The sequence below is a fragment of the Pantoea sp. genome (assembly GCF_039594315.1).
Lineage (GTDB): Bacteria > Pseudomonadota > Gammaproteobacteria > Enterobacterales > Enterobacteriaceae > Pantoea.
On the sequence record NZ_JBCNNP010000046.1, the window covers coordinates 1 to 23234 of the forward strand.

Annotated in this window: 24 protein-coding genes; 15 read left to right on the top strand and 9 right to left on the bottom strand. The window is 52.4% G+C overall.

The window, feature by feature from the left end:
* Positions 1-44 precede the first annotated feature (44 nt).
* From ABDW13_RS18975 to ABDW13_RS18990, 4 genes are all read left to right on the top strand, one after another.
* Entirely contained in the window at positions 45-659 is a 615-nt protein-coding gene (locus ABDW13_RS18975) for a cytochrome o ubiquinol oxidase subunit III (RefSeq protein WP_007886985.1), read from the top strand.
* The gene (locus tag ABDW13_RS18980) at positions 659-988 is read left to right on the top strand and encodes a cytochrome o ubiquinol oxidase subunit IV (protein WP_343554105.1); all 330 of its coding nucleotides are present in this window, start codon (positions 659-661) and stop codon (positions 986-988) included. Before ABDW13_RS18975 ends, ABDW13_RS18980 begins: the two co-directional genes overlap by 1 nt.
* An 11-nt stretch (positions 989-999) precedes the next feature.
* Positions 1000-1887 carry a heme o synthase gene (gene cyoE, locus ABDW13_RS18985; RefSeq protein ID WP_343554106.1) on the top strand — a complete coding sequence of 296 codons (888 nt, stop codon included), beginning with the start codon at positions 1000-1002 and terminating at the stop codon, positions 1885-1887.
* 131 nt (positions 1888-2018) lie between these two features.
* Positions 2019-3383 (top strand): MFS transporter, encoded by a 1365-nt coding sequence (locus tag ABDW13_RS18990; protein WP_343554107.1) that lies wholly within the window; start codon positions 2019-2021, stop codon positions 3381-3383.
* A 68-nt stretch (positions 3384-3451) separates the two neighbouring features.
* On the opposite strand, the gene adhP is transcribed toward ABDW13_RS18990, so the two are convergent.
* Positions 3452-4492 (bottom strand): alcohol dehydrogenase AdhP, encoded by a 1041-nt coding sequence (gene adhP / locus ABDW13_RS18995; RefSeq protein ID WP_343554108.1) that lies wholly within the window; start codon positions 4490-4492, stop codon positions 3452-3454.
* 30 nt (positions 4493-4522) lie between these two features.
* The gene (locus tag ABDW13_RS19000; protein ID WP_343554109.1) at positions 4523-6043 is read right to left on the bottom strand and encodes an aldehyde dehydrogenase family protein; all 1521 of its coding nucleotides are present in this window, start codon (positions 6041-6043) and stop codon (positions 4523-4525) included.
* Positions 6044-6332: 289 nt separating this feature from the next.
* Between ABDW13_RS19000 and ABDW13_RS19005 the strand changes: the two genes are divergently transcribed.
* A complete protein-coding gene (locus ABDW13_RS19005; RefSeq protein WP_343554110.1) occupies positions 6333-8105 on the top strand; it encodes a sigma-54-dependent Fis family transcriptional regulator in 1773 nt (590 codons plus the stop codon).
* Here ABDW13_RS19005 and ABDW13_RS19010 read toward each other — a convergent pair.
* The gene (locus ABDW13_RS19010) at positions 8102-8593 is read right to left on the bottom strand and encodes a YajQ family cyclic di-GMP-binding protein (protein WP_343554111.1); all 492 of its coding nucleotides are present in this window, start codon (positions 8591-8593) and stop codon (positions 8102-8104) included. The genes ABDW13_RS19005 and ABDW13_RS19010 overlap by 4 nt on opposite strands.
* Positions 8594-8705: 112 nt before the next feature.
* Here ABDW13_RS19010 and panE point away from each other — a divergent pair, with 112 nt between their 5' ends.
* Both panE and yajL read left to right on the top strand, forming a co-directional pair.
* Positions 8706-9626, top strand: a complete 921-nt coding sequence (gene panE / locus ABDW13_RS19015) for a 2-dehydropantoate 2-reductase (protein ID WP_343554112.1) — start codon at positions 8706-8708, stop codon at positions 9624-9626.
* Positions 9580-10188 carry a protein deglycase YajL gene (gene yajL / locus ABDW13_RS19020; RefSeq protein WP_343554113.1) on the top strand — a complete coding sequence of 203 codons (609 nt, stop codon included), beginning with the start codon at positions 9580-9582 and terminating at the stop codon, positions 10186-10188. The genes panE and yajL overlap by 47 nt, the downstream gene beginning before the upstream one ends.
* Before the next feature lie 36 nt (positions 10189-10224).
* On the opposite strand, the gene thiI is transcribed toward yajL, so the two are convergent.
* A complete protein-coding gene (gene thiI / locus ABDW13_RS19025; RefSeq protein ID WP_343554114.1) occupies positions 10225-11673 on the bottom strand; it encodes a tRNA uracil 4-sulfurtransferase ThiI in 1449 nt (482 codons plus the stop codon).
* 235 nt (positions 11674-11908) lie between these two features.
* Here thiI and xseB point away from each other — a divergent pair, with 235 nt between their 5' ends.
* The 4 genes from xseB (at position 11909) to ABDW13_RS19045 (ending at position 15997) form a co-directional block, all read left to right on the top strand.
* Positions 11909-12151, top strand: a complete 243-nt coding sequence (xseB, locus tag ABDW13_RS19030) for an exodeoxyribonuclease VII small subunit (protein ID WP_343554115.1) — start codon at positions 11909-11911, stop codon at positions 12149-12151.
* A complete protein-coding gene (ispA, locus tag ABDW13_RS19035; protein WP_343554116.1) occupies positions 12151-13050 on the top strand; it encodes a (2E,6E)-farnesyl diphosphate synthase in 900 nt (299 codons plus the stop codon). Before xseB ends, ispA begins: the two co-directional genes overlap by 1 nt.
* 19 nt (positions 13051-13069) lie before the next feature.
* Entirely contained in the window at positions 13070-14935 is a 1866-nt protein-coding gene (dxs, locus tag ABDW13_RS19040) for a 1-deoxy-D-xylulose-5-phosphate synthase (RefSeq protein ID WP_343554117.1), read from the top strand.
* Between the two features lie 87 nt (positions 14936-15022).
* Positions 15023-15997 (top strand): aldo/keto reductase, encoded by a 975-nt coding sequence (locus tag ABDW13_RS19045; RefSeq protein WP_343554118.1) that lies wholly within the window; start codon positions 15023-15025, stop codon positions 15995-15997.
* 131 nt (positions 15998-16128) lie between these two features.
* Here the strand turns inward: ABDW13_RS19045 and thiL are convergent, their stop codons facing one another.
* The 5 genes from thiL to nrdR form a co-directional block, all read right to left on the bottom strand.
* Positions 16129-17106, bottom strand: a complete 978-nt coding sequence (gene thiL, locus ABDW13_RS19050) for a thiamine-phosphate kinase (protein WP_343554119.1) — start codon at positions 17104-17106, stop codon at positions 16129-16131.
* A 45-nt stretch (positions 17107-17151) separates the two neighbouring features.
* Complete coding sequence (nusB, locus tag ABDW13_RS19055) at positions 17152-17571, bottom strand: transcription antitermination factor NusB (protein WP_007887007.1); 420 nt, start codon at positions 17569-17571, stop codon at positions 17152-17154.
* 19 nt (positions 17572-17590) lie between these two features.
* The gene (gene ribE, locus ABDW13_RS19060; RefSeq protein ID WP_007887008.1) at positions 17591-18061 is read right to left on the bottom strand and encodes a 6,7-dimethyl-8-ribityllumazine synthase; all 471 of its coding nucleotides are present in this window, start codon (positions 18059-18061) and stop codon (positions 17591-17593) included.
* Positions 18062-18149: 88 nt separating this feature from the next.
* Entirely contained in the window at positions 18150-19253 is a 1104-nt protein-coding gene (ribD, locus tag ABDW13_RS19065) for a bifunctional diaminohydroxyphosphoribosylaminopyrimidine deaminase/5-amino-6-(5-phosphoribosylamino)uracil reductase RibD (RefSeq protein ID WP_343554120.1), read from the bottom strand.
* A gap of 3 nt (positions 19254-19256) precedes the next feature.
* Entirely contained in the window at positions 19257-19706 is a 450-nt protein-coding gene (gene nrdR, locus ABDW13_RS19070) for a transcriptional regulator NrdR (RefSeq protein ID WP_008103978.1), read from the bottom strand.
* A gap of 212 nt (positions 19707-19918) precedes the next feature.
* Here nrdR and lysM point away from each other — a divergent pair, with 212 nt between their 5' ends.
* The 4 genes from lysM (at position 19919) to ABDW13_RS19090 (ending at position 23224) form a co-directional block, all read left to right on the top strand.
* On the top strand, positions 19919-20356 hold the full coding sequence (lysM, locus tag ABDW13_RS19075; protein ID WP_343554121.1) for a peptidoglycan-binding protein LysM: 438 nt from the start codon (positions 19919-19921) through the stop codon (positions 20354-20356).
* Between the two features lie 15 nt (positions 20357-20371).
* The gene (locus ABDW13_RS19080) at positions 20372-20935 is read left to right on the top strand and encodes a DUF3251 domain-containing protein (protein ID WP_343554122.1); all 564 of its coding nucleotides are present in this window, start codon (positions 20372-20374) and stop codon (positions 20933-20935) included.
* Between the two features lie 470 nt (positions 20936-21405).
* Positions 21406-22122 (top strand): winged helix-turn-helix domain-containing protein, encoded by a 717-nt coding sequence (locus ABDW13_RS19085; RefSeq protein ID WP_343554123.1) that lies wholly within the window; start codon positions 21406-21408, stop codon positions 22120-22122.
* A 382-nt stretch (positions 22123-22504) separates the two neighbouring features.
* A complete protein-coding gene (locus tag ABDW13_RS19090) occupies positions 22505-23224 on the top strand; it encodes a DUF1120 domain-containing protein (RefSeq protein WP_343554124.1) in 720 nt (239 codons plus the stop codon).
* The last annotated feature ends 10 nt before the right edge of the window (positions 23225-23234 follow it).

The following is a 23234-nucleotide window of genomic DNA, read 5'->3' on the forward strand; positions in this document are numbered from 1 at the left end:
GAGAAGAAGCACTTTGACGAAATCAGCAAAGCAGGTCTGAAATAATGTCAACTGAAACTGCAAAACACCACCACGACGCCCATGCGGAGCATGGGCATCACGATGCAGGAGCCAATAAAGTCTTTGGTTTCTGGATCTACTTGATGAGTGACTGCATTATCTTCGCAACCTTGTTTGCGACCTATGCAGTAATGGTCAATAACACCGCCGGTGGCCCGGCAGGTAAAGACATCTTCGAACTGCCGTTCGTGCTGGTTGAAACCGCGCTGCTGCTGCTTAGCTCCATTACCTATGGTATGGCAGTGATCGCGATGAACAACCAGAACAAAGGTTCGGTCATCAGCTGGTTAGCGTTGACCTTCCTGTTCGGTGCTGGCTTTATCGGCATGGAAATCTATGAATTCCATCACCTGATCAAAGAAGGCTTCGGTCCGGATCGCAGCGGCTTCCTGTCAGCGTTCTTCACGCTGGTTGGTACGCACGGTCTGCACGTGACCTCAGGCCTGATCTGGATGGCTGTGATGATGTTCCAGATTTCTAAACGTGGTCTGACTGCAACCAACCGCACCCGTATCATGTGCCTCAGCTTGTTCTGGCACTTCCTGGATGTGGTGTGGATCTGCGTATTCACCGTTGTCTACCTGATGGGAGCCATGTAATGAGTCATTCTGTTAACGAACATGGCGCTTCGCACGGTAGCGTGAAGTCTTACATGATCGGCTTCATCCTCTCTATCATCCTGACCGGTATTCCGTTCTGGATGGTAATGGATGGCGGCGCTTCACACGGCACTATTCTGGGTGTGGTTCTGGTGTGTGCGGTAGTTCAGGTGCTGGTTCACCTGGTCTACTTCCTGCACTTGGATAGCAAATCAGAAGGTGGCTGGAACATGGTGGCCATTGTCTTCTCAGCACTCATCATCTTGATTGTTGTCGTAGGCTCACTGTGGATTATGTGGAACCTCAACTACAACATGATGGCCCACTAAAGAGTCGCGTAATGATTAAGCAATACCTGCAAGTAACAAAACCAGGAATTATTTTCGGCAATTTAATTTCTGTGATCGGTGGATTCCTGCTGGCTTCAAAAGGCAGCATTGACTACCCCCTGTTTCTCTACGCATTGGTAGGCGTGTCGTTGGTTGTCGCATCAGGTTGTGTATTCAACAACGTGATTGACCGCGATATCGATATCAAAATGGAGAGAACGCGGAATCGTGTTCTGGTCAAAGGCCTGATCTCGGCGAAAGTAAGCCTGGTTTATGCAACCGCATTGGGTATTGCTGGCTTTGCGTTGCTGTATTTCGGCGCAAACCCGCTGGCCATGTGGCTGGCGGTGATGGGTTTCGTGGTCTACGTAGGCGTTTACAGCCTCTATATGAAGCGTAACTCCGTCTACGGCACGCTGATTGGTAGCCTTTCTGGCGCAGCGCCGCCGGTGATTGGCTACTGCGCAGTGACCAACCAGTTTGATGCTGGCGCGTTGATTTTACTGGCTATCTTTAGCCTGTGGCAGATGCCGCACTCCTATGCGATTGCCATCTTCCGCTTTAAAGATTACCAGGCTGCCAACATTCCGGTGCTGCCGGTAGTAAAAGGCATCTCAGTGGCAAAAAATCATATTACGCTGTATATCCTGGCGTTCATGATTGCCACGCTGATGCTGACACTTGGCGGCTACGCGGGCTACAAATATCTGGTTGTCGCTGCTGCGGTAAGCGTGTGGTGGCTCGGGATGGCGCTTTCAGGTTACAAAACCTCAAACGATAAAGTTTGGGCGCGTAAGCTGTTTGTGTTCTCGATTGTCGCTATCACCGCGCTGAGCGTGATGATGTCGGTTGATTTCATGACTCCGGCATCAAAAGACCTGCTGACTTACGTCTGGTAAATTCAGCACGCAACGACTGCAAAGGGCGCGAATTTCGCGCCCTTTCTTTTTGTTACCACTGCTTAAGATCAAATGTTTTACCCGCCCTGCCCTGCTGCCTAAAATGGGCGCAGCAAATTACAGAGGTTGGAATGAACGACAACAAAATGACGCCAGTAGAGCTTCGGGCTACATGGGGTTTAGGCACAGTTTTTTCCCTGCGCATGCTGGGAATGTTTATGGTCCTGCCGGTATTGACCACTTACGGCATGGCATTACAGGGCGCCAGTGAAACCTTAATCGGTCTGGCAATTGGTATTTATGGTCTGGCACAAGCGATATTCCAGATTCCTTTTGGTCTGCTTTCCGATCGCGTCGGCCGCAAGCCGCTGATTGTTGGTGGGCTGTTACTCTTCGTACTCGGTAGTGTGATTGCCGCCCTCTCGACCTCCATTTGGGGCGTCATTTTAGGCCGTGCGCTGCAAGGTTCCGGTGCGATTGCCGCTGCGGTAATGGCGTTATTATCCGATCTCACCCGCGAACAGAACCGTACCAAAGCGATGGCCTTTATCGGCATCAGTTTTGGCGTGACCTTTGCGATTGCGATGGTGGTTGGCCCGATTGTCACCCACGCGCTGGGCTTGCACGCGCTGTTCTGGATGATTGCGATTCTCGCCACGCTCGGCATCGTGATTACATTATTAGTGGTGCCAAACGCCCCCAACCACGTATTGAATCGTGAATCGGGCATGGTGAAAGGCAGCATCCGTGCAGTATTGGCCAATCCAAAATTATTGAAACTCAACATCGGCATTCTGTGTCTGCACATTTTATTGATGTCGAGCTTTGTGGCGTTGCCAGGTCAGTTCGAACAGGCCGGACTCCCAGCGGCGGAACACTGGAAAGTGTATCTGGTCACCATGCTGGTGGCATTTGTTGCGGTGGTGCCGTTCATCATTTATGCCGAAGTCAAACGCCGCATGAAGCGCGTGTTTGTTGGTTGCGTAGCGTTGATTGTGATTGCCGAAATTGTGTTGTGGGGCGCCGCAGGTCATTTCTGGACATTAGTGATCGGCGTGCAGCTGTTCTTCCTCGCCTTCAACCTGATGGAAGCGATTCTGCCTTCATTGATCAGCAAAGAATCGCCGCCAGGCTATAAAGGCACCGCAATGGGTATTTACTCCACCAGCCAATTTATTGGCGTAGCGATTGGCGGCAGCATGGGCGGTTGGATCTTCGGTCATGTTGATGCACAAACGGTATTTTTGGTTGGCGCGTTAGTCGCCGCTGCATGGCTGTTTGTCGCGATGTCGATGCAAGAACCGCCGTATGTCAGCAGCTTGCGCATCATGCTGAGTGATGCGGTTCTGGCGGTGCCAAACCTTGAAAAACGTTTAAAAGCCCAGCCAGGCGTCGCTTCGGTATTTATCGTGCCGGAAGAGAAAAGCGCTTACATCAAAATAGACAGTAAAGTGACGAGCCGCGTCGAACTTGAGGCGCTGCTCGCCAGCAGCTAATTCATGCACAGATTGTAGCGGCGCAATTTATTGCGCGATGAATCGCGCCGCTACAAAATCTGCGATTGTTACAACGACAGATCCACCACAATACGTCCTTCAATCTTGCCGGCATGCATGCGTGCAAAGATGTCATTGATATTGGTCAGCGGCTCCACCGCTACGGTGGCTTTCACTTTATGACGACCGGCGAAATCCAGCGCTTCCTGTAAGTCCTTACGTGTGCCAACGATCGATCCGCGCACCGTAATGCCATCCAGCACCATATTGAAGATCGACAGATCGAATTTGCCAGGTGGCAAGCCGTTCAGCACCATAGTGCCGCCACGACGCAAGGTTCCAATCGCCTGCTCGAAGGCTTTTGGTGATACCGCCGTCACCAGCACGCCATGCGCGCCGCCGAAGCTTTCCTGGAACACTTTGGCCGGATCGACATTCTTAGCATTCGCCACCACGCTGGCGCCGAGACGTTTAGCAAACTCCAGCTTCTCGTCATCAATATCCACCGCCGCCACATTCAGCCCCATCGCTACCGCGTACTGCACCGCCATGTGGCCCAAGCCACCAATACCGGAAATCACCACCCAATCGCCGGGTTTGGTATCGGTCATCTTCAGCCCTTTATACACGGTAACGCCTGCACACAAGATTGGCGCAATTTCATTGTATTCAACGTTATCGGGGATGATGCCAACATAATTGGCGTCAGCCAGGCAATATTCGGCGAAGCTGCCGTTCACTGAGTAGCCAGCATTTTGCTGTGACAGGCACAAGGTTTCCCAGCTATCCAGGCAGTGCTCACAGTGACCGCAAGCGGAATAGAGCCAAGGCACGCCGACGCGATCGCCCAGTTTCAGGTGTTTAACGCCTTCGCCCAGCGCGACAACCTGGCCAACGCCTTCATGCCCAGGAATAAACGGTGGATTGGGTTTAATCGGCCAATCCCCTTCCGCCGCATGTAAATCAGTGTGGCACACGCCGGTGGCGGCAATCTTCACCAAAATCTGTCCCGGCCCCACTTGCGGCACCGGCACCTGCTCAATCACTAACGGCTCGCCAAAGGATTTCACGACTGCGGCTTTCATGGTGGTTTTGATTTGCATATTCATCTTTCACTCTCCATTTGATCGGATGCGGACTCAGAACAGGCCCAAAGGCGCGGTGCCATAGCTGACCAGCAGATTTTTGGTTTGTTGATAGGCGCTGAGCGCCATCTTGTGCGTCTCACGACCAACACCGGATTGCTTGTAGCCGCCGAATGCCGCGTGAGCGGGATAGATGTGATAGCAGTTGGTCCACACGCGACCGGCTTTGATGCCGCGCCCCATGCGATACGCCAGATTGGTATCGCGCGTCCACACGCCCGCGCCGAGACCAAACTGCGTTTCGTTGGCAATCGCCAGCGCTTCGGCCTCATCCTTGAAGGTGGTCACGCCAATTACCGGGCCAAAAATCTCTTCCTGGAAACAGCGCATCTGGTTGGTGCCTTTGATTAAGGTCGGCTGGATATAGAATCCGTTATCGAGTTCGGCAGCGACGCTTGCACGATCGCCACCGGTCAGAATTTGCCCGCCTTCATCACGTGCGATGTTGATATATGACAGGATTTTGTCGAATTGCTGACGTGACGCCTGCGCACCGATCATGGTGTCAGTATCCAGCGGATCGCCACGACGAATATTGGCGACTTTAACCATCACGCGCTCCATAAACGGCTGATAGATCGATTCGTGGATCAGCGCACGCGATGGACAAGTACAGACTTCGCCTTGGTTAAAGAAGCCCAGCACCAAGCCTTCCACCGCTTTTTCGATAAACTCCTCTTCGCCTTCCATCACATCGGCGAAGTAGATGTTTGGCGACTTGCCGCCTAGCTCGACGGTACAAGGAATGATGTTTTCCGCCGCACACGCCATGATGTGGCGGCCCACCGGCGTAGATCCGGTGAATGCGATTTTGGCGATACGCTTGCTGGTCGCCAGCGCTTCACCGGCTTCGCGACCAAATCCTTGCACCACGTTCAGCACGCCAGCCGGGAACAGATCGCCAATCACTTCCATCAACAAGGTGATACCCAACGGCGTTTGTTCCGCTGGTTTCAGCACCACGCAGTTACCCGCCGCCAGTGCCGGGGCCAGTTTCCATGCTGCCATCAGCAGCGGGAAGTTCCACGGGATGATCTGCCCCACCACGCCGAGCGGTTCATGGAAATGATACGCCACGGTGGTTTCATCGATTTCAGCGGTACTGCCTTCCTGAGCGCGCAGGCAACCGGCGAAATAGCGGAAGTGATCGACCGCCAAAGGCAGATCGGCATTCAGGGTTTCACGGATCGGTTTACCGTTATCCCAACTTTCCGCCACTGCCAACATTTCAAGATTGGCTTCAATGCGATCGGCAACTTGCAACAGCAAGTTCGCGCGATGCTGCACACTGGTTTTTCCCCAGGCGTCAGCGGCCTGATGAGCAGCATCCAATGCAGAATCGATATCGCGTGCATCTGAACGCGGGAACTGGCCGATATCGCTGCCATTCACTGGCGAGGTGTTAGTGAAATATTGGCCGCTGAGCGGCTCTACGAATTTGCCCGCAATGTAATTGCCGTAAGTCGCCTGAAGTGAAATCAGTGCGCCGGGCGTGCCGGGATGTGCATAACGCATCGCAAACTCCTTAATGTAGGGTCAGATGTTCTGAACTGGCAGCGGCAACCTGGGATCAACAGGCTGCACAGCCCGCTGCCATGTCTGTTATTGCATCCGGCGTGCCAATTTTTTTTCAGCTGGCGAATTAGCTAAAAATCGTCATATCTATCATTGCATTGCAAAACCAATCGCCCATTGTTCTTGCTTAATCAGCCAGGAAAGATCGGCATCTGTGTTGCGTATCGCAACAGTGCAGAAACGGAACCGCTACAATGTCGCAACACTTTTAGCTGGCATGAGGTCATCAATGCAGGGAAATTCATCCGCTTCTGCTGTTACCGCCAACCCGCTGTTAAGCGACTCCTGGTTCCGTAGCCAGCTGTATGGCCTTGACCGCACCGCCGATGATTTTCCTCGCGTTCGCCAAAGTGAATTGGCTGACTTGCTCGCCAGCAATGCCGGATTGCAGCAGTTCGCTCAGCCGGTAATCAAACAACTGGCGCAGAAATTGGCCGAGAAACAATCGGTGCTGATCCTCTCCGACGCCACCGGTTTGGTGCTGAATACCTTTGGCGATATGCCGTCAATGGAGAAAGCGCAACGCTATGCGCTGGCACCCGGCAATTTATGGAGTGAATGCGGTCGTGGCACTAATGCGATTGGTACCGCGTTGGCGATTGATGATGGCTGTGAAATCGATGGGCATCAGCACTTCCTGACGCTCAATCAAGGGCTGTATTGCGCCGCCATGCCTCTGCAAATGCCGAATGGTCAGATTGCGGGCGTGCTGGATATTTCTGGCCCGGCACACTTCCCGCATCCGCACACCTTTAGCTGGGTGAAAGCCGCCGCGAAGCAAATTGAATATTTGTGGGTGAAGCAGAGCCTGCATCCGCAACAATGGTTAATGAGCCTGCACGCCCAGCCGCAAGGCATTGATACCAGTGATGAACTGCTGCTGGTGTTTTCCGATAACGTGCTCACTGCCGCGAATCGATTGGCGATGCGTGAACTGTCGCTCAGCGTTGAGCAACTTGGCACTCTTACCTTTCAACAACTGTTCCCGCAACAGCAGCAACAAGCCAATACCGTGCCGGTTCCACTGGATTACGCCGCGCAACGCTTCTATTTCCGCCTGCGCGCCCCCAATCGCAGCCATTTCGCCACGCCGGGCGAACCCGCCAGTGATTTGCCGTTCTCGTTGCGTCGCGATGGCGAAAAGATGGTGCGATTGCTCAATGCTGGCGTATCGCTGTGCATTCACGGCGAAACCGGCAGCGGCAAAGAGTACGTCAGCCGCGCGCTGCATCAGCAAAGCCGCTGGCGCGAAGGCAAATTCGTGGCGATTAACTGTGCGGCGATTCCCGAAGCGCTGATCGAATCTGAACTGTTTGGTTATCAACCCGGCGCGTTTACCGGAGCCAGTAAGAACGGCTACATCGGCAAAATTCGTGAAGCCGATGGCGGCGTATTGTTCCTGGATGAAATTGGCGATATGCCGCTGGCGCTGCAAACCCGCTTGCTGCGCGTATTGCAGGAAAAAGAGGTTGCACCTTTAGGATCAAGCCGCAGTTGGCCGGTGAATTTTGCGGTGATTTGCGCCACGCACCGCGATTTAGCTCTACGCGTTGCTGAAGGGGATTTCCGCGAGGATTTACTTTATCGCTTGCAAGAGTTCTCGATGACCATTCCGCCATTGCGCGACTGGCCAGACGTAGAAGGCTTTATCAGCCGCTTATGGCTGGAATTAGGTGGAGCCGATCGTAATATTCAGCTCGCGCCTACGCTGCTGACAGCTTTAGCGCAGCTGCCGTGGCCGGGCAATGTGCGGCAATTACGCAGTTTGTTGCGCGTGTTGCTGGCGCTGGCTGATGAAGGCGAAGAAGTAACAGAAGTGCATTTACCGGCGGAATATCGTCGTGCGGCACTGCAACCGATTGAGGATCGGCAAAGTCATGATGAGCGGTTGATTAGCGAAACGCTCCAGCGCTTCAATGGCAATGTGAGTAAAACAGCGGAAGCATTGGGTGTCGCGCGCAGCACGCTGTATCGCCGTGCGGCGCGCGACAAACGCGATTAATCGCGGAAGTTTTTGAACTGGAATGGCTGACCGAGGTTACCACCGCGCACCAGCGCCATCGCACCTTGCAGGTCATCGCGTGACTTACCGGTCACACGCAGCTCTTCGCCCTGAATCTGCGTCTGCACTTTCAGCTTGCTGTCTTTAATCAGCTTCACCAGCTTTTTAGCGATATCGCTTTCGATACCTTTTTTCAGCTTGGCTTCCACCGTCCAGCTTTTACCGCTGTGCACGATCTCTTCAGGCACTTCAATCGCTGCGCCTTCAATGCCACGCTTCAGCAGCTTTTCACGCAGAATATCCACCAGCTGTTTTACCTGGAAATCAGATTCGCTGCTGATTTTGATGGTCTCATTCTTTTCGTTGAGCTCAATAGTTGCACTCACGTTACGGAAATCGAAACGGGTTGAGATCTCACGGCTGGCATTCTCCACCGCATTTCGCACTTCCGGCAATTCGACTTCTGAAACGATATCGAAAGATGGCATCTTTTCTTCTCCTGATACTAAAGTGACATGCATAATACGCGTCTTGTGGCGCTAATTAAACACGAGACGCGGAAGCTATACTTACAAATCAGACCGGCCAGCGGGAGGCAAAATGAAAATTACCGTGTTGGGTTGTGGCGCTTTGGGTCAGATTTGGCTCGCCGCACTCGCTCGCCAGGGACATGAAGTACAAGGTTGGCTTCGCGTGCCGCAGCCGTATTGCTCGGTCAATGTGATCGATACACAAGGCAACGTCAGCAATAACACTTTTATTGCCAACGATCCGCTGTTCCTCGCTGAGAGCCAGTTATTACTGGTGACGCTCAAAGCGCCGCAAGTCTCACCCGCAGTGAAAAACTTACAAAGCGTGCTACCGGCCCATACGCCGATTTTGCTGCTGCATAACGGCATGGGCACCTTGGATGAACTCAAAGAGTTGCGCCAACCAGTGTTACGCGGCATCACCACGCACGCCGCAATGCGTGATGGCACGGTGATCAAACATGTCGCGCAAGGCATGACACACATTGGCCCCGCCAGCCGCGAAGGTGCTGCGCTGAGCGATATCGCCGACATTCTGCATCAGGCGCTGCCGGATGTGGCATGGCACGACAACATCGCTGCCGCTAGCTGGCGCAAATTGGCCATCAACTGCGTGATTAATCCGTTAACCATCGAGCATAACTGCCAAAACGGTGCGCTGCGCGCCTGGCCGCAGCAAATCGCCACCTTATGTGAAGAGATTGCCTGGGTGATGGAACGTGAAGGCCAGCATATTGCGGTCGATAACTTGCAGGACATTATCTACGACGTGATCGACAACACCGCCGCCAATACTTCATCGATGTTGCAGGATGTGCGCGCGCAACGTTTGACCGAGATTGATTACATCAACGGTTACCTGCTGCGTCGTGCCCGCGCGCAAGGGATTTTACTGCCGGAAAACACCCGTTTGTACGACCTGATTAAACAAAAGGAGTCCCACTATGAGCGCGAACGTATCGGTGCTGGTTTGCCTGGCACATGGCAGTGAGGAGACCGAAGCGGTCACCACTATCGATCTGTTGGTGCGCGGCGGGATAAGCGTTACCACCGCCAGCGTCGAGAGCGATGGCACACGTGAAATCGTCTGTTCACGCGGCGTGCGCCTGCTGGCAGATGCGCCGCTGGTTGAAGTCGCTGACAATGATTACGACGCGATTGTGTTGCCCGGCGGATTAAAAGGCGCGGAAACCTTTCGCGACAGCCCACTTCTGGTCGAAACCGTGCGCCAGTTTCATCTCTCCAGCAAAATTGTGGCGGCGATTTGTGCCGCGCCGGGCACGGTTTTAGTGCCGCATGACTTATTCCCCGTCGGCAACATGACCGGATTTCCCGGCCTGCGTGAAACCATTCCCGACAATAAATGGATGGAACGCCGTGTAGTGTGGGATCCGCGCGTCAATCTGCTCACCAGCCAGGGACCGGGCACCGCGATAGATTTCGCCTTGAAACTGATTGATTTGCTAATAGATAAAGAGAAAGCGCGCGAAGTGGCATCGCAGTTGGTGCTGGCGGCAGGAATTTATAATTATCTGGAATTTGAAGAGCGCTAATTGTCGAAGCGGCCCCAACGGGCCGCTCGCACGCTTTTACGGACGATAAACCTTCACGTTTTTAAAGCCTTGCTCATGCAGATACAACGCCTGCAAACGGCTCATCACACCACGATCGCAATACAGCAACCAGGTTTTGCTCTGGTCCAAATCGCCAAACTGAGTGCCGAGCTTGTAGAACGACAGCAGTTTCACCTCAACGCCTTCAACGATCAGCGGCTTGGCATCTTGCTCATCGGCGGAACGGATATCCAGCACCACATCGTTGGCGGTGAAGGAATCCACAGTTTCCACTTCAACCACTTCTTCTTGCGTCTGCTCGGCGATTTCACGGATATCGACGTTGCTGGCTTCTTGCACCACACGATTGAGGATCTCAAAATCGAAATTCAATTCTTCTGCTTCGATTTTGGCTTTCACCGCTTTCACGGTTGGGCTTTTCGAAATCACACCGCAATATTCCGGCATAGTACGGGCAAAATCTTCGGTGCCGATCTGGCGTGCCACGTTGATGATGTGCTCTTTATCGTGCGAAATCAGCGGACGCAGAATCAAGGTATCAGAGGCGTTATCGATCAAACGCAGGTTGGTCAGCGTCTGGCTGGAAACCTGGCCCAGCGCTTCGCCGGTCACCAACGCTTGCACGCCGTAGCGCTCGGCGACCATCGATGCTGCACGCACCATCATGCGCTTCAGCACCACGCCCATTTGGCCGTCATCCACTTTCTCCAGAATCTCGCCAACCACCGGTTCGAAATTGATCGCCACAAAGCGTACGCGATGCGAGCGGCCAAAACGCTGCCACAGGTAATGCGCAACCTGGCGCACACCAATCTCATGCGCAGCACCGCCAAGATTGAAGAAGCAGTAATGCACACGGCAACCGCGACGCATCAACATATAGCTGGAAACGCCGGAGTCGAAGCCGCCGGAAATCAGCGACAACACATCTTCTTGCGTACCAATTGGGAAGCCGCCCAAACCTTCGTAACGCGCGGTGATCAGCAATAGGCGATCGTCTTCGATCTCCAGATTCACCGTTTCATCCGGGCGATTAAGCTGCACACGCGCCGTTTCGATATGCTGATTCAGGCCGCCGCCAACGTAACGCTCCACATCCTGCGAGCTGAAGCTGTGCTTACCGCGACGCTTCACGCGTACGCAGAAGCTTTTCCCTTGCAGACGATCGCGGTTCAACGCCAGCGTCTGCTCGAAGATGTCGTGCATATCGGTGTACGCGCGATCTTCGACCGCCAGCACATGGTGAATGCCGGGAATACGCGTCAGCTCCGCCACGATGGTTTCGCGCAGCGACTCATTTTTGGAACGCACTTCAACGTGATCCCAGTGACGCACCACCGCGATATCTTCATCGACGGTGCGCAGGATATTGCGAATGCTGCTGGTCAGAATTTTGATAAAACGCAGACGCACCGACTGACTTTTGATGGTGATTTCTGGGAACAGCTTGATGATAAACTTCATGGCGACAGGGATTCGTTTGGGCAAATAAGTGCTAAAAGCATCAGCACTTAGCTGGTAAAATCATATAATTGCGGGTTGAATCAGGTTCTCCCGCATCCGAGGCGCAAAAGTATATCACCTTTGGCGGGTGACTGCTTCTGCAACCGCTGTCACATTGATTATTTTGCTAATTAATTCCTGTCGGCTACCATGACCGATTGCAAGATAATGTCTTAACCTGTGAGTCGACACTGATATGCCGAAAAAAGCCGAAGCGCCAGTGAGTTTTGAAAGCGCATTGCAGCAGCTGGAACAGATTGTCAGCCGTCTGGAGAGTGGCGAACTGCCGCTGGAACAGGCGCTGAATGAATTTGAACGCGGCGTACAATTGGCACGTACCGGTCAGCAAACCCTGCAACAGGCAGAACAGCGGGTACAAATCCTGCTGAGCGATGAGAAAAATGCCCCACTTGCCCCCTTTACGCCGGAAAATGAGTAATGGATTTCGCTAAATTACTGAGCGCGTATCACGAACGCGTTAATCTGGCGTTGACACGCTTAATAGATCCACTTCCTTTTCAGAGTTCTCCTCTGGTTAATGCCATGGAATATGGGGCATTATTAGGTGGTAAGCGTCTGCGCCCATTTCTGGTATACGCCACGGGCGAAATGTTAAAGGCCGATGCGGCCAGTCTGGATGTTCCGGCAGCGGCCGTTGAATGCATCCATGCTTACTCCCTGATTCATGACGATCTGCCGGCGATGGATGACGATGCGTTACGCCGCGGGCAGCCAACCTGCCATATTAAATATGGCGAAGACACGGCCATTCTTGCCGGCGATGCGCTGCAAACGTTGGCCTTCTCAATTCTGGCCGATCAGCCGATGCCCGGTGTGACTGCCGAAGCACGTATTGCGATGATTTCCGAACTGGCGCAAGCCAGCGGTGTGGCCGGTATGTGCGGTGGCCAGGCGCTGGATTTAGCCGCTGAAGGCAAGCAGATTGATTTGGCGCAGCTCGAACAGATTCATCGCCACAAAACGGGCGCGCTAATTCGCGCCGCGGTGCGTCTTGGCGCCTTAACGGCGGGCGAGCGTGGCCGCGCCGCGTTGCCGATTTTGGATACCTACGCCAACGCCATCGGATTGGCGTTTCAGGTGCAGGATGACATCCTCGATGTGGTCGGCGACACAGCCGTATTAGGCAAAACCCAGGGATCGGATCAAGCGTTAGGTAAAAGCACCTATCCAGCCCTGATGGGACTGGAAAACGCCCGCAGCAAAGCCTGGGATCTTTATCAAGAGGCGCTTGGCGCGCTCGATATTCTGGCGGCGCAGTCTTACAACACAATCGCTTTACAAGCGCTGGCAAGCTTCATAATTGAACGCGATAAATAACTTTCATAATGAGTCTCTGATGAGTTTTGACACTGCAAAATACCCGACACTGGCGTTAGCAAGCACGGTTCAGGAATTACGGTTATTACCGAAAGATAAACTTCCGGAGTTGTGCGACGAGTTGCGTCAATATTTGCTGGATAGCGTGAGCCGTTCATCCGGTCACTTTGCGTCAGGTTTGGGCGTGGTCGAGCTAACAGTGGCGCTGCATTATGTCTACAACACGCCCTTCGATCATCTGGTGTGGGACGTGGGCCATCAGGCTTATCCGCATAAAATTCTGACCGGACGCCGCGATCGCATCGGCACCATTCGCCAGAAAAATGGTCTGCATCCGTTCCCGTGGCGCGGTGAGAGTGAATATGACGTGCTGAGCGTCGGTCACTCTTCCACTTCGATTAGCGCCGGTCTTGGTATGGCGGTAGCGGCAGAACGCGAAGGTAAAGGTCGTCGTACGGCCTGTATCATCGGCGATGGCGCGATCACTGCGGGTATGGCATTTGAAGCCATGAACCACGCAGGCGACATCAAACCGGATATGCTGGTGATTCTCAACGACAACGAAATGTCGATCTCCGAGAACGTCGGTGCGCTCAATAATCGTCTGGCACAGATTCTCTCCGGCAAAACTTACTCGCGTCTGCGCGAAGGCGGCAAGCGCGTGCTGGATGGCTTACCGCCGATTAAAGAGCTGGTGAAACGCACCGAAGAGCACCTGAAAGGCATGGTGGTGCCGGGTACGCTGTTCGAAGAGTTGGGCTTCAACTATATCGGCCCCGTCGATGGCCATGATGTGCTGACGTTGGTGAGCACCCTGAAGAACATGCGCGACCTAAAAGGCCCGCAGTTCCTGCACATCATGACCAAAAAGGGCAAAGGCTATGCCCCGGCGGAAGAAGATCCGATCACTTGGCATGCGGTGCCGAAATTCGATCCGGCTAGCGGATCGTTACCGAAAAGCGCGCCTGGGTTGCCGAGCTACTCGAAGATTTTCGGCAACTGGCTGAGCGAAATGGCTGCCGACGATCCGCGCCTGATGGCGGTAACGCCAGCGATGCGTGAAGGTTCAGGCATGGTGAGCTATTCGCGTGATTATCCGCAGCAATATTTTGATGTGGCGATTGCCGAACAGCACGCGGTGACCTTTGCTGCGGGCATGGCTATCGGTGGCTACAAACCGATTGTGGCGATCTACTCGACCTTCCTGCAACGCGCCTACGATCAGCTGATCCATGACGTCGCCATCCAGAAATTGCCGGTGCTGTTTGCTATCGATCGCGGCGGCATTGTTGGCGCGGACGGGCAAACCCATCAGGGCGCATTTGATATCGCCTTCCTGCGTTGTGTACCAGAAATGGTGATCATGACGCCAAGCGACGAAAACGAATGCCGCTTGATGTTGTATACCGGTTATCACTATCAGGATGGCCCAAGTGCGGTGCGTTATCCGCGCGGCACCGGCACCGGTGCGACGCTTGAGCCGCTTGCAAGTTTGCCGCTCGGTAAAGGCATCGTGAAACGTCGCGGTGAAAAACTGGCAATCCTCAACTTCGGCACCTTGTTGCCGGAAGCCACAGCAGCGGCTGAAGCGCTCAACGCTACGCTGGTAGATATGCGTTTTGTGAAACCGCTCGACGAAGCATTGATTGCTGAACTGGCCGCCAGCCATGATTCACTGGTGACATTGGAAGAAGGTGCCATCAAAGGCGGCGCGGGAAGCGGCGTTAACGAGTATGTGATGGCAAAACGCCTGCGCGTACACGTGTTGAACCTTGGTCTGCCAGATGAATTTATCCCGCAAGGCACGCAGGATGAAGTTCGCCAGGATTATCAGTTGGATGCCGCCGGTATTCAACAGCAAATCAGCACCTGGCTGGCACAGTAATTTGCCCAACTCGCTCACCGCCCGGTGAGCGAGCCTGCTGCTATGCTTAGGGAACATTTTCCCTCAAGCATAAGAGCAGGAGCCCCAATGAAAACCATCCGTTTAGGCCAAACCGACTTACAGGTTTCGCGTCTCTGTTTAGGCTGCATGACTTATGGCGATCCCACGCGCGGCAATCACGCCTGGACGCTGCCGGAAGAGAGCAGTCGACCGTTGATCAAGCAGGCGCTGGAAGCGGGCATCAACTTTTTTGATACCGCCAACAGCTATTCCGACGGCAGTAGCGAAGAGATTGTGGGTCGCGCACTGAAAGATTTCGCGCAGCGCGATCAGGTGGTGGTCGCGACTAAGGTTTATTTCCCGCTGAGCAATCTCTCACAAGGCTTATCACGCCAAAACATCCTGCAATCGATAGACGATAGCCTGACGCGCCTTGGCATGGAGTATGTCGACTTGCTGCAAATTCACCGTTGGGATTACGACACGCCTATTGAAGAGACGCTAGCAGCACTGGATGAGGTGGTTAAATCCGGTAAAGCACGTTACATCGGCGCATCGTCCATGCACGCAGCACAGTTTGCTCAGGCGCTGGATTTGCAGCAGCAAAACGGTTGGGCACGCTTTGTCAGCATGCAGGATCAGTACAATCTGATTCAGCGTGAGGAAGAGAACGAAATGCATCCGCTGTGCCAGCGAGAAGGCATTGCGGTGCTGCCGTGGAGCCCGCTGGCGCGCGGCAAATTGACGCGTCCATGGGGCGAAACCACGGCGCGTTCGGTGTCGGATAATGTGATGGAGAAACTGTACACCGGCACCGAAGAGAACGATGCGGCGATTGCCGAACGACTTGCCAACGTTGCCGCCGATAAAGGCGTGACGCGTGCACAGGTAGCGCTAGCGTGGTTGCTGCATAAACCCGCGGTGACCGCGCCGATTATTGGCGCTTCGCGTGAGCAGCAGTTTGCCGAATTGGTGAAAGCGGTGGATGTTGAGTTGAGTACTAATGAGGTTGCCGAGCTGGAATCGGTGTATCAACCGCATCCGGCAGTGGGGTTTGAGTGAGGCAGACGCTTTCCCTCACCCTAACCCTCTCCCACAAGTGGGAGAGAAAATGATTAGGTTAAAAACCGCACGGTCTGCTCCCTCTCCCGCTTGCGGGAGAGGGCTGGGGTGAGGGACAAACGGCTCATAACTTACTTCGCAGCGAAATGATCAAACCCTTTAAGATCCACGCTACGCGGCTTACCGTTTTCCAGCAGCGTCAATCCATCTGATTCCGGGGCAATCTGGCCGATGCAGGTATAAGGCACACCGAAATGCCCCAACGCCACATCCAGCGCGCCACGATTCACTTCCGGCACCGTGAAGCACAGTTCGTAATCTTCGCCACCGCTTAGCGCCCATTTCAGTACCAGCTCAGGCTCAAAATGGTCGCGCAGTGCAGCTGAAAGCGGCAGCGCATCAAGATTAAGTCGCGCACCGACACGGCTGGCAGTCAGCACATGGCCGAGATCGGAAATCAATCCATCGGAAATATCGATCGCCGACGTCGCCAAACCACGCAGAGCCTGGCCTTGCAGCACACGCGGCATTGGGCGCAAATGACGCTTAATCAACGCCTCATGCACCGCTGGATCGTTCAGACGATGGCGATGTTGCAGCAACGATAATCCTGCTGCGCTATCACCCAGCGTGCCGGTAACGAAAATCCAGTCACCGGGTTTGGCGCCAGAACGTTTCAGCGCCCTGCCCACCGGCACTAAACCGTGAATGCCAAGCGTCATGCTCAGCGGTCCACGCGTGGTATCGCCGCCAATCAGCTGCATATCGTAATAATCCAGCAGCTCAAACAGGCTATCGCTAAATGCAGCGACCCAAGGTTCATCAATTTCCGGCAGCGTTAAGGCCAGCGTCAACCACGCCGGATCGGCACCCATCGCAGCTAAATCGCTCAGGTTAACCGCCACGGCTTTGTAACCGAGATCGGCAGGATGAATGTCACGCAAGAAGTGCACTCCCGCCACCAAGGTATCGGTGCTGATGGCGAGAGTTTGTTTTTCTGGCACGTTGAGTAACGCGCAGTCGTCACCAATTCCTTTCTCCACATCGCGGCGGGAGCTGGTGACGCGGTTAAAGTAACGTGCGATCAGTTCGAATTCACCACAAGACATAGTCAGGTCTCAATGAAGAAAAGGCCGGTAAACCGGCCTTCAATGCTATTTTTTATTCGGTCGAATTTGCGGGGCAGCTTTGTCGAGAACACCATTGACGAATTTGTGGCTGTCTTCAGCACCAAATACTTTGGCCAATTCAATGCCTTCGTTGATGGCCACTTTATATGGCACATCAGAACGCTTGCTCAGCTCATACAGCGAGATACGCAGGATGGCTTTTTCTACCTGGCCCAGCTCTTCCAGCTGACGCGACAGGTAAGGCTTCATCAGACCGTCCAGGTACGCGCTGTTAGTCGCCACACCGGCCAGCAATTCGCGGAAATAGCTAATATCGACGTCTTTGACGTCTTGTTCCGCCAGAAACTGGTATTCCACATCGGCAATGTCGTTCTTGGACAGCTGCCAGGAGTAAAGCGCCTGGACAGCGCACTCACGGGCGCGACGACGAGCAGCAGGTTTCACAAAATTCCCCTTACAAAAATCAGGCTTTGATGGCTTTCAATACGTTGATCATTTCGAGTGCAGTCAGGGCCGCTTCGGCACCTTTATTCCCTGCTTTCGTGCCGGCGCGTTCAATCGCCTGCTCGATATTTTCAGTGGTCAACACGCCGAAGGTCACCGGGATTTCGCTGGTCATGGCGACGTGCGCAATGCCCGAGCTGGCTTCACCGGCCACATATTCGAAGTGTGCGGTGCCGCCACGGATCACGGTGCCCAACGCCACAATGGCGTCGTGCTTACCGGCTTTCGCCAGCGCGCGTGCTGCCAACGGCAGTTCGTATGCACCCGGAACCCAGACAACGGTGATGTTATCTGCTTTCACCTGGCCGATGCGCTTTAAAGCGTCAATCGCGCCGTCCAGCAGGCTGTCATTAATGAAGTTGTTAAAACGCGCAATTACGATGGCAATGTTTGCATCAGGCGTGGCAACAGGAGCTTCGATAACTTTCATACATATCCTTTGGGTTATTTAATGGCCCCGCAGAAGGGGGCGGATTCTATCATACTCTTTGGCGACGCGCTCAGGCTTTTCCGCGCTTTCAACGCGGTGTCAGCGTGAGTCGCAGGTCTTCGCCGACCCGGCGAACATCGCTAAAATTCAGGGCCGGTGCATCAGCCAGTTGTTGTAGTCCCGGTAACTCGCACAAACCGCGTGCCGCATTGCCCAACAGCTTCGGCGCGACGTAAACGATCAGTTCATCGACCAATCCCGCTTGCAGCAAAGCACCGGCTAAACCGGCTCCGGCTTCCACCCACACGCTGTTGATCTGGCGCTGGCCGAGCAGCATCATCATCGCCACTAAATCAAGTTGCTCACCACGCTGTGGCACCGCAATCTGGCTGACGTTTTCCGGCCAGCTTTGCTGATCGGGCTCGCTGCGCATCAACCAGGTTTCGCCCGCTTGATCGATTAAACGATGCTGCGGCGTGACACGCTGCTGGCTGTCGATAATGACCCGCACCGGCTGGCGCAACTGCGTTTCATCCAGTTGCGCACGCACCTCGTCACTCAATTCATTCCAGCGCAAGGTTAAAGAGGGATTATCTGCTAACACCGTGGCGCTGGTGCTAAGGATAGCTGAACTCTGGGCGCGCAAACGTTGCACATCGCGCCTTGCCGCCGCAGAAGTGATCCACTGACTTTCGCCGCTGGCCATCGCGGTACGCCCATCAAGGGATGCGCCGAGTTTTAGCTGAATCCACGGGAAGCCAGTACGCATGCGTTTCAGAAAACCACGATTCAATGCTTCAGCATCGTTCATCATTACACCGTGACTGACATCGATGCCCGCCTGCTGTAAACGATACAAGCCACGTCCCGCCACTTGCGGATTGGGATCTTGCATCGCCGCCACCACGCGACTGACGCCAGCCGCAATCAGCGCATCGCAACACGGCGGCGTGCGTCCATGATGACTGCATGGTTCCAGCGTGACATAGGCCGTTGCGCCCTGCGCGCGTTCACCCGCCATGCGCAGTGCATGCACTTCGGCATGCGGTTCACCGGCGCGCTGATGCCAGCCTTCGCCGACAATCTCTCCATCGCGCACAATCACGCAGCCGACGTTGGGATTGGGTGTCGTGGTAAAGCGTCCGCGGCGAGCCAGTTCCAGCGCGCGCGCCATGTAGCGTTCGTCAGTCATGGATTAGTCCTGTAAGCGGGCGATCTCTTCACCAAAATCACGAATATCTTCAAAGCTGCGGTAAACCGAGGCAAAGCGGATGTAGGCGACTTTATCCAGCTTTTTCAGCTCATCCATCACCAGATTACCAATCAACGCGCTCGGCACTTCGCGTTCGCCGGTTGCACGCAGTTGGGTTTTGATGTGATTCACGGCGCTTTCAACCGCATCGGCACTCACTGGGCGCTTTTCCAGTGCCTTAATCATGCCGCTGCTGAGTTTATCTTCGTTGAACGGTTCACGCACATCGTTGCTTTTTACCACGCGCGGCATCACCAGCTCGGCCACTTCAAAGGTGGTAAAACGCTCGTGACACACCAAACACTGGCGGCGACGGCGCACCGAAGAGCCTTCACTCACCAGACGCGAATCAATCACTTTGGTGTCCACAGCGGAGCAGAATGGGCAATGCATGACGTTTCCTGTCGCGAGATAAATTGGGCACATAGTGTAGCGCGATCAAAGTAAAACTGAACACAAACCGTGTTTAAAAGATGCATTTGCTGTAAAGCGCATTTACGCCGCCCGGCTCACAAGCAGGACGCTGCTTAAAGAGCCACTGCGATAAACCCACTATGCTTATAGAGCTGCCATCAAGGCGGCCAACACCAATAATTGGAGGATGTATGGGTCTGTTTGATTTCGTCAAAGAAGCGGGTGAAAAACTGTGGGACGCCGTGAGCGGCGGCGATGATGCCAGTAAAAAGCTGCAAGAACACATCAACAAACTCGGCTTGCCCGATAGCGATAAGGTCAAAGTGGATGTCAAAGGCGATACCGTTACGGTAACCGGCGACGGTATTTCGCAGGAATTGAAGGAGAAGATTCTGGTGGCGGCCGGTAATGTCGCGGGGATCACCAAGGTGGATGATAAAGTTACGGTGACGGATGCAGCGCCAGAAGCCACCTTCTACACGGTGAAAAAAGGCGATACTTTGAGTGCGGTATCGAAAGAAGTGTACGGAAATCCTAATCAATACAACAAGATTTTCGAGGCAAACAAGCCAATGCTGACGCATCCTGATAAGATCTATCCAGGCCAGGTTTTACGTATTCCCAAATAATTGAAAGGACAATGCATGACGATCAGGACGTTATGGGCACCGGCAGCAGTCTCTTTGCTGGTTCTGAGTGGTTGCAGTTCAACGCCGGTTTCACCGCAGGTCAAAGAGTTGCATCAGGAAGTGAGTCAGCTGAATCAGCAGATGCGCAAACTGACTAATCAGGCAACGGCGCTGGAAATTCAGGGGCAGCTCAACAGCCAATCAACGCAAGGCGCATGGTTGTTGCCGCAGGCCAATACGCCAGTGGAGCTACAGACGCAGCTGGGTAAATTGCGTTTGTCGCTGTCGCAAGTGGCGGGTGAAGCCAATGGCACGCGCGCCAACCTGAATATCCGCTCCACCGATGACCAGCCGATTCCGGCCCTGCGCGCCACCGTGGTATGGGGCGAAATGGATCCGGCGAGCGGTAAGCCACTCAATGCTGGCAGCCTCAGCCAAACTCTCGACGTACCGGCTGAGTTGATGCCACGCAGCTCCGTCACCGTTCCGCTGCGCTTGAGCGGTTTAGCACCGGAGCAACTCGGTTATGTGCGTGTACATGATGTAGAAGGCACGGCGGCAAGCAAAACCGCGCCCTGAACTCTACATCAATAGCGTAGGGTCGCCATTTATGGTGACCGCCAACATGATGTCCTGATCGACAGGCATAAAAAAGGGCTGCCAGTGGCAGCCCTTTTTTTCAACTAGTACGTTCCAGTTTAAATTTCATCAAACAGTAGCGTTTTTTAATTGGATATTACCATAAGAAAATAATCGCAACCCATTGATAAATATAATAATAAAAATTAACTTATATTTACATATTTAAATTTAATTATTCATTGTGATTTTCACTTGAACATTACAAACATATCCGTACACTTCTCATCGACAATTAATTACGTGAGATAATTATTGCGCAACATTATTATCCGCAACCAAAAAAACACCATCCCTCTAATAATTACCAACATGTAATTCCTGAATCACTTTAATGATTGAGCCTAATATTAAATTACCAATAAGATAAACAACACAATAATATGCCAATAATATTTGACGAAAATAACATGAGAATTGGTAGAAATGGCCAGTTCGTCACTCTCAATGAAAACAATCTGCGCTGCCTAGCGATATTACTCCAATTTGAGGGGGAAGTTGTTCCGCGAGATATGATTATGGCTGCATGTTGGGGCGACAAAGGAAGAGTCGTTACCGATGCATCTCTTAGAAAAGTCATCAATAATCTACGTCAACTATTTATTAACATGGATTGTAAAAAAGAAATTATAATAACGAGACCGCGGCATGGATATTGGCTGAGAAATGGCTATATAAAGCGTCTGGAAAACGAACCTCTGTTGCTCGTAGAAGAGACAAAGGCTATTCCTGTTTCCAGATCGAAAACCATCAAACCTGACTTTTTTTATCATAAAAAAAAATGTTTTCTTAACAGCCCCGTTTTATTGGTGCTGAGATTATTTTCAGTTATTTTCTGCATATTTGTCACATTTACGATGAGTAATCATTTATTGAAACACTTAGATCATTTTTTGATCGCCAATGTGAATGGACATAATTATTCTACTCAGCATGGAGAGAAAACATCACAATCTCATGATAAATTGGTTACCAAGCTAGAAAAATATGAAGTTATCAATACGCAAGAATATAGGCACATCTATCTGAATCGGACTTTCACACCGAATAATTACGCTGCTTTTATTTGCCAAGACTCTTTGAGTTTTTTCAAACCTGAATGCCTATCTCTTCTTATAACTAATTGAATGCACGAAGTGTACTATCTTAGTTATTTTTCATTTTATCTCCATGCTTACTATTTTTTAGTAAAAAAACCATACACTATTTCCCTGGCAATGTTGCAAGTTCAATTCAAATTCACCGTGCATAAAATCCAGTAGTGATTGATCACTAGATTAGCAGGCACACAAAACGCTATCAATTTCCGTGCTAACAAGTGAAAGGGAGATAAGATCGTTGAGCACTTTTCTGTTGAAGTAACCTCTCTTATAAAATGTGAATAACTGTGACTTAATGCGAATTTAACTACTCAGGCATTTAATCTTGAAAATTAATTATTAAAATCAATCTACACACTCACTTTATATTGCACACCAAAATACCAGGCAGCAACGGAAATCACCTAATATGATTCTGAATAAATGGTCTTTTTCATTTATAACTATCGCCATAAGTTTATCTGCCGCAAATGCAGAAACGGATACCAATCTGGCTGTTAAAGGCACGCTATTACCTTTAGCCTGTGACATTAATATTGAAGGCAGCGCAGATTATGGAGTAATACGAAAAGATATGCTTAAAGAAGACGCATATACACTTTTAGATACTAAAGAGGTTGGATTAAAAATCCATTGCCCTGCTAGTATCAAAGTTGCTTTCAGAGCGGTGAACGGACGAGATGGTTCTCTCGCCGGTCCATTTACTCGAGAACCCGCTATGCCGCCATCCGATATGCTACCAGGATTGCAACCCACTTTTTTAGTTGGAATGGGAAAAATCAGCGAGAATAAGATTGGTGGTTATAATCTGCAGCTAATTTCTGGTAGTTTCAATGACTACGGTGACAGAATAGAGCCACTGACGCTGCTTCAAGGTAGTGGTAGTAGCGGTAGTGAAGTCACAGATTGGCGTATTGTAAATGGCCCCAGTTACAGTTACAGCCTTTTCGGTGCAAATGATAAACGTTATTTGAGCTTCAGTAAGCAAGGCAATACCAAACCCGCAGCGATTCAAAATGTCTCTGGAAGGATAACTATTCAGGCTTTCATTAATAAACTTTCAGAGTTAGATATCACCCATGACTTTCAGTTGAATGGCCTCACTACTTTAGAGGTTCATTACCTGTAAAGTCTGTATA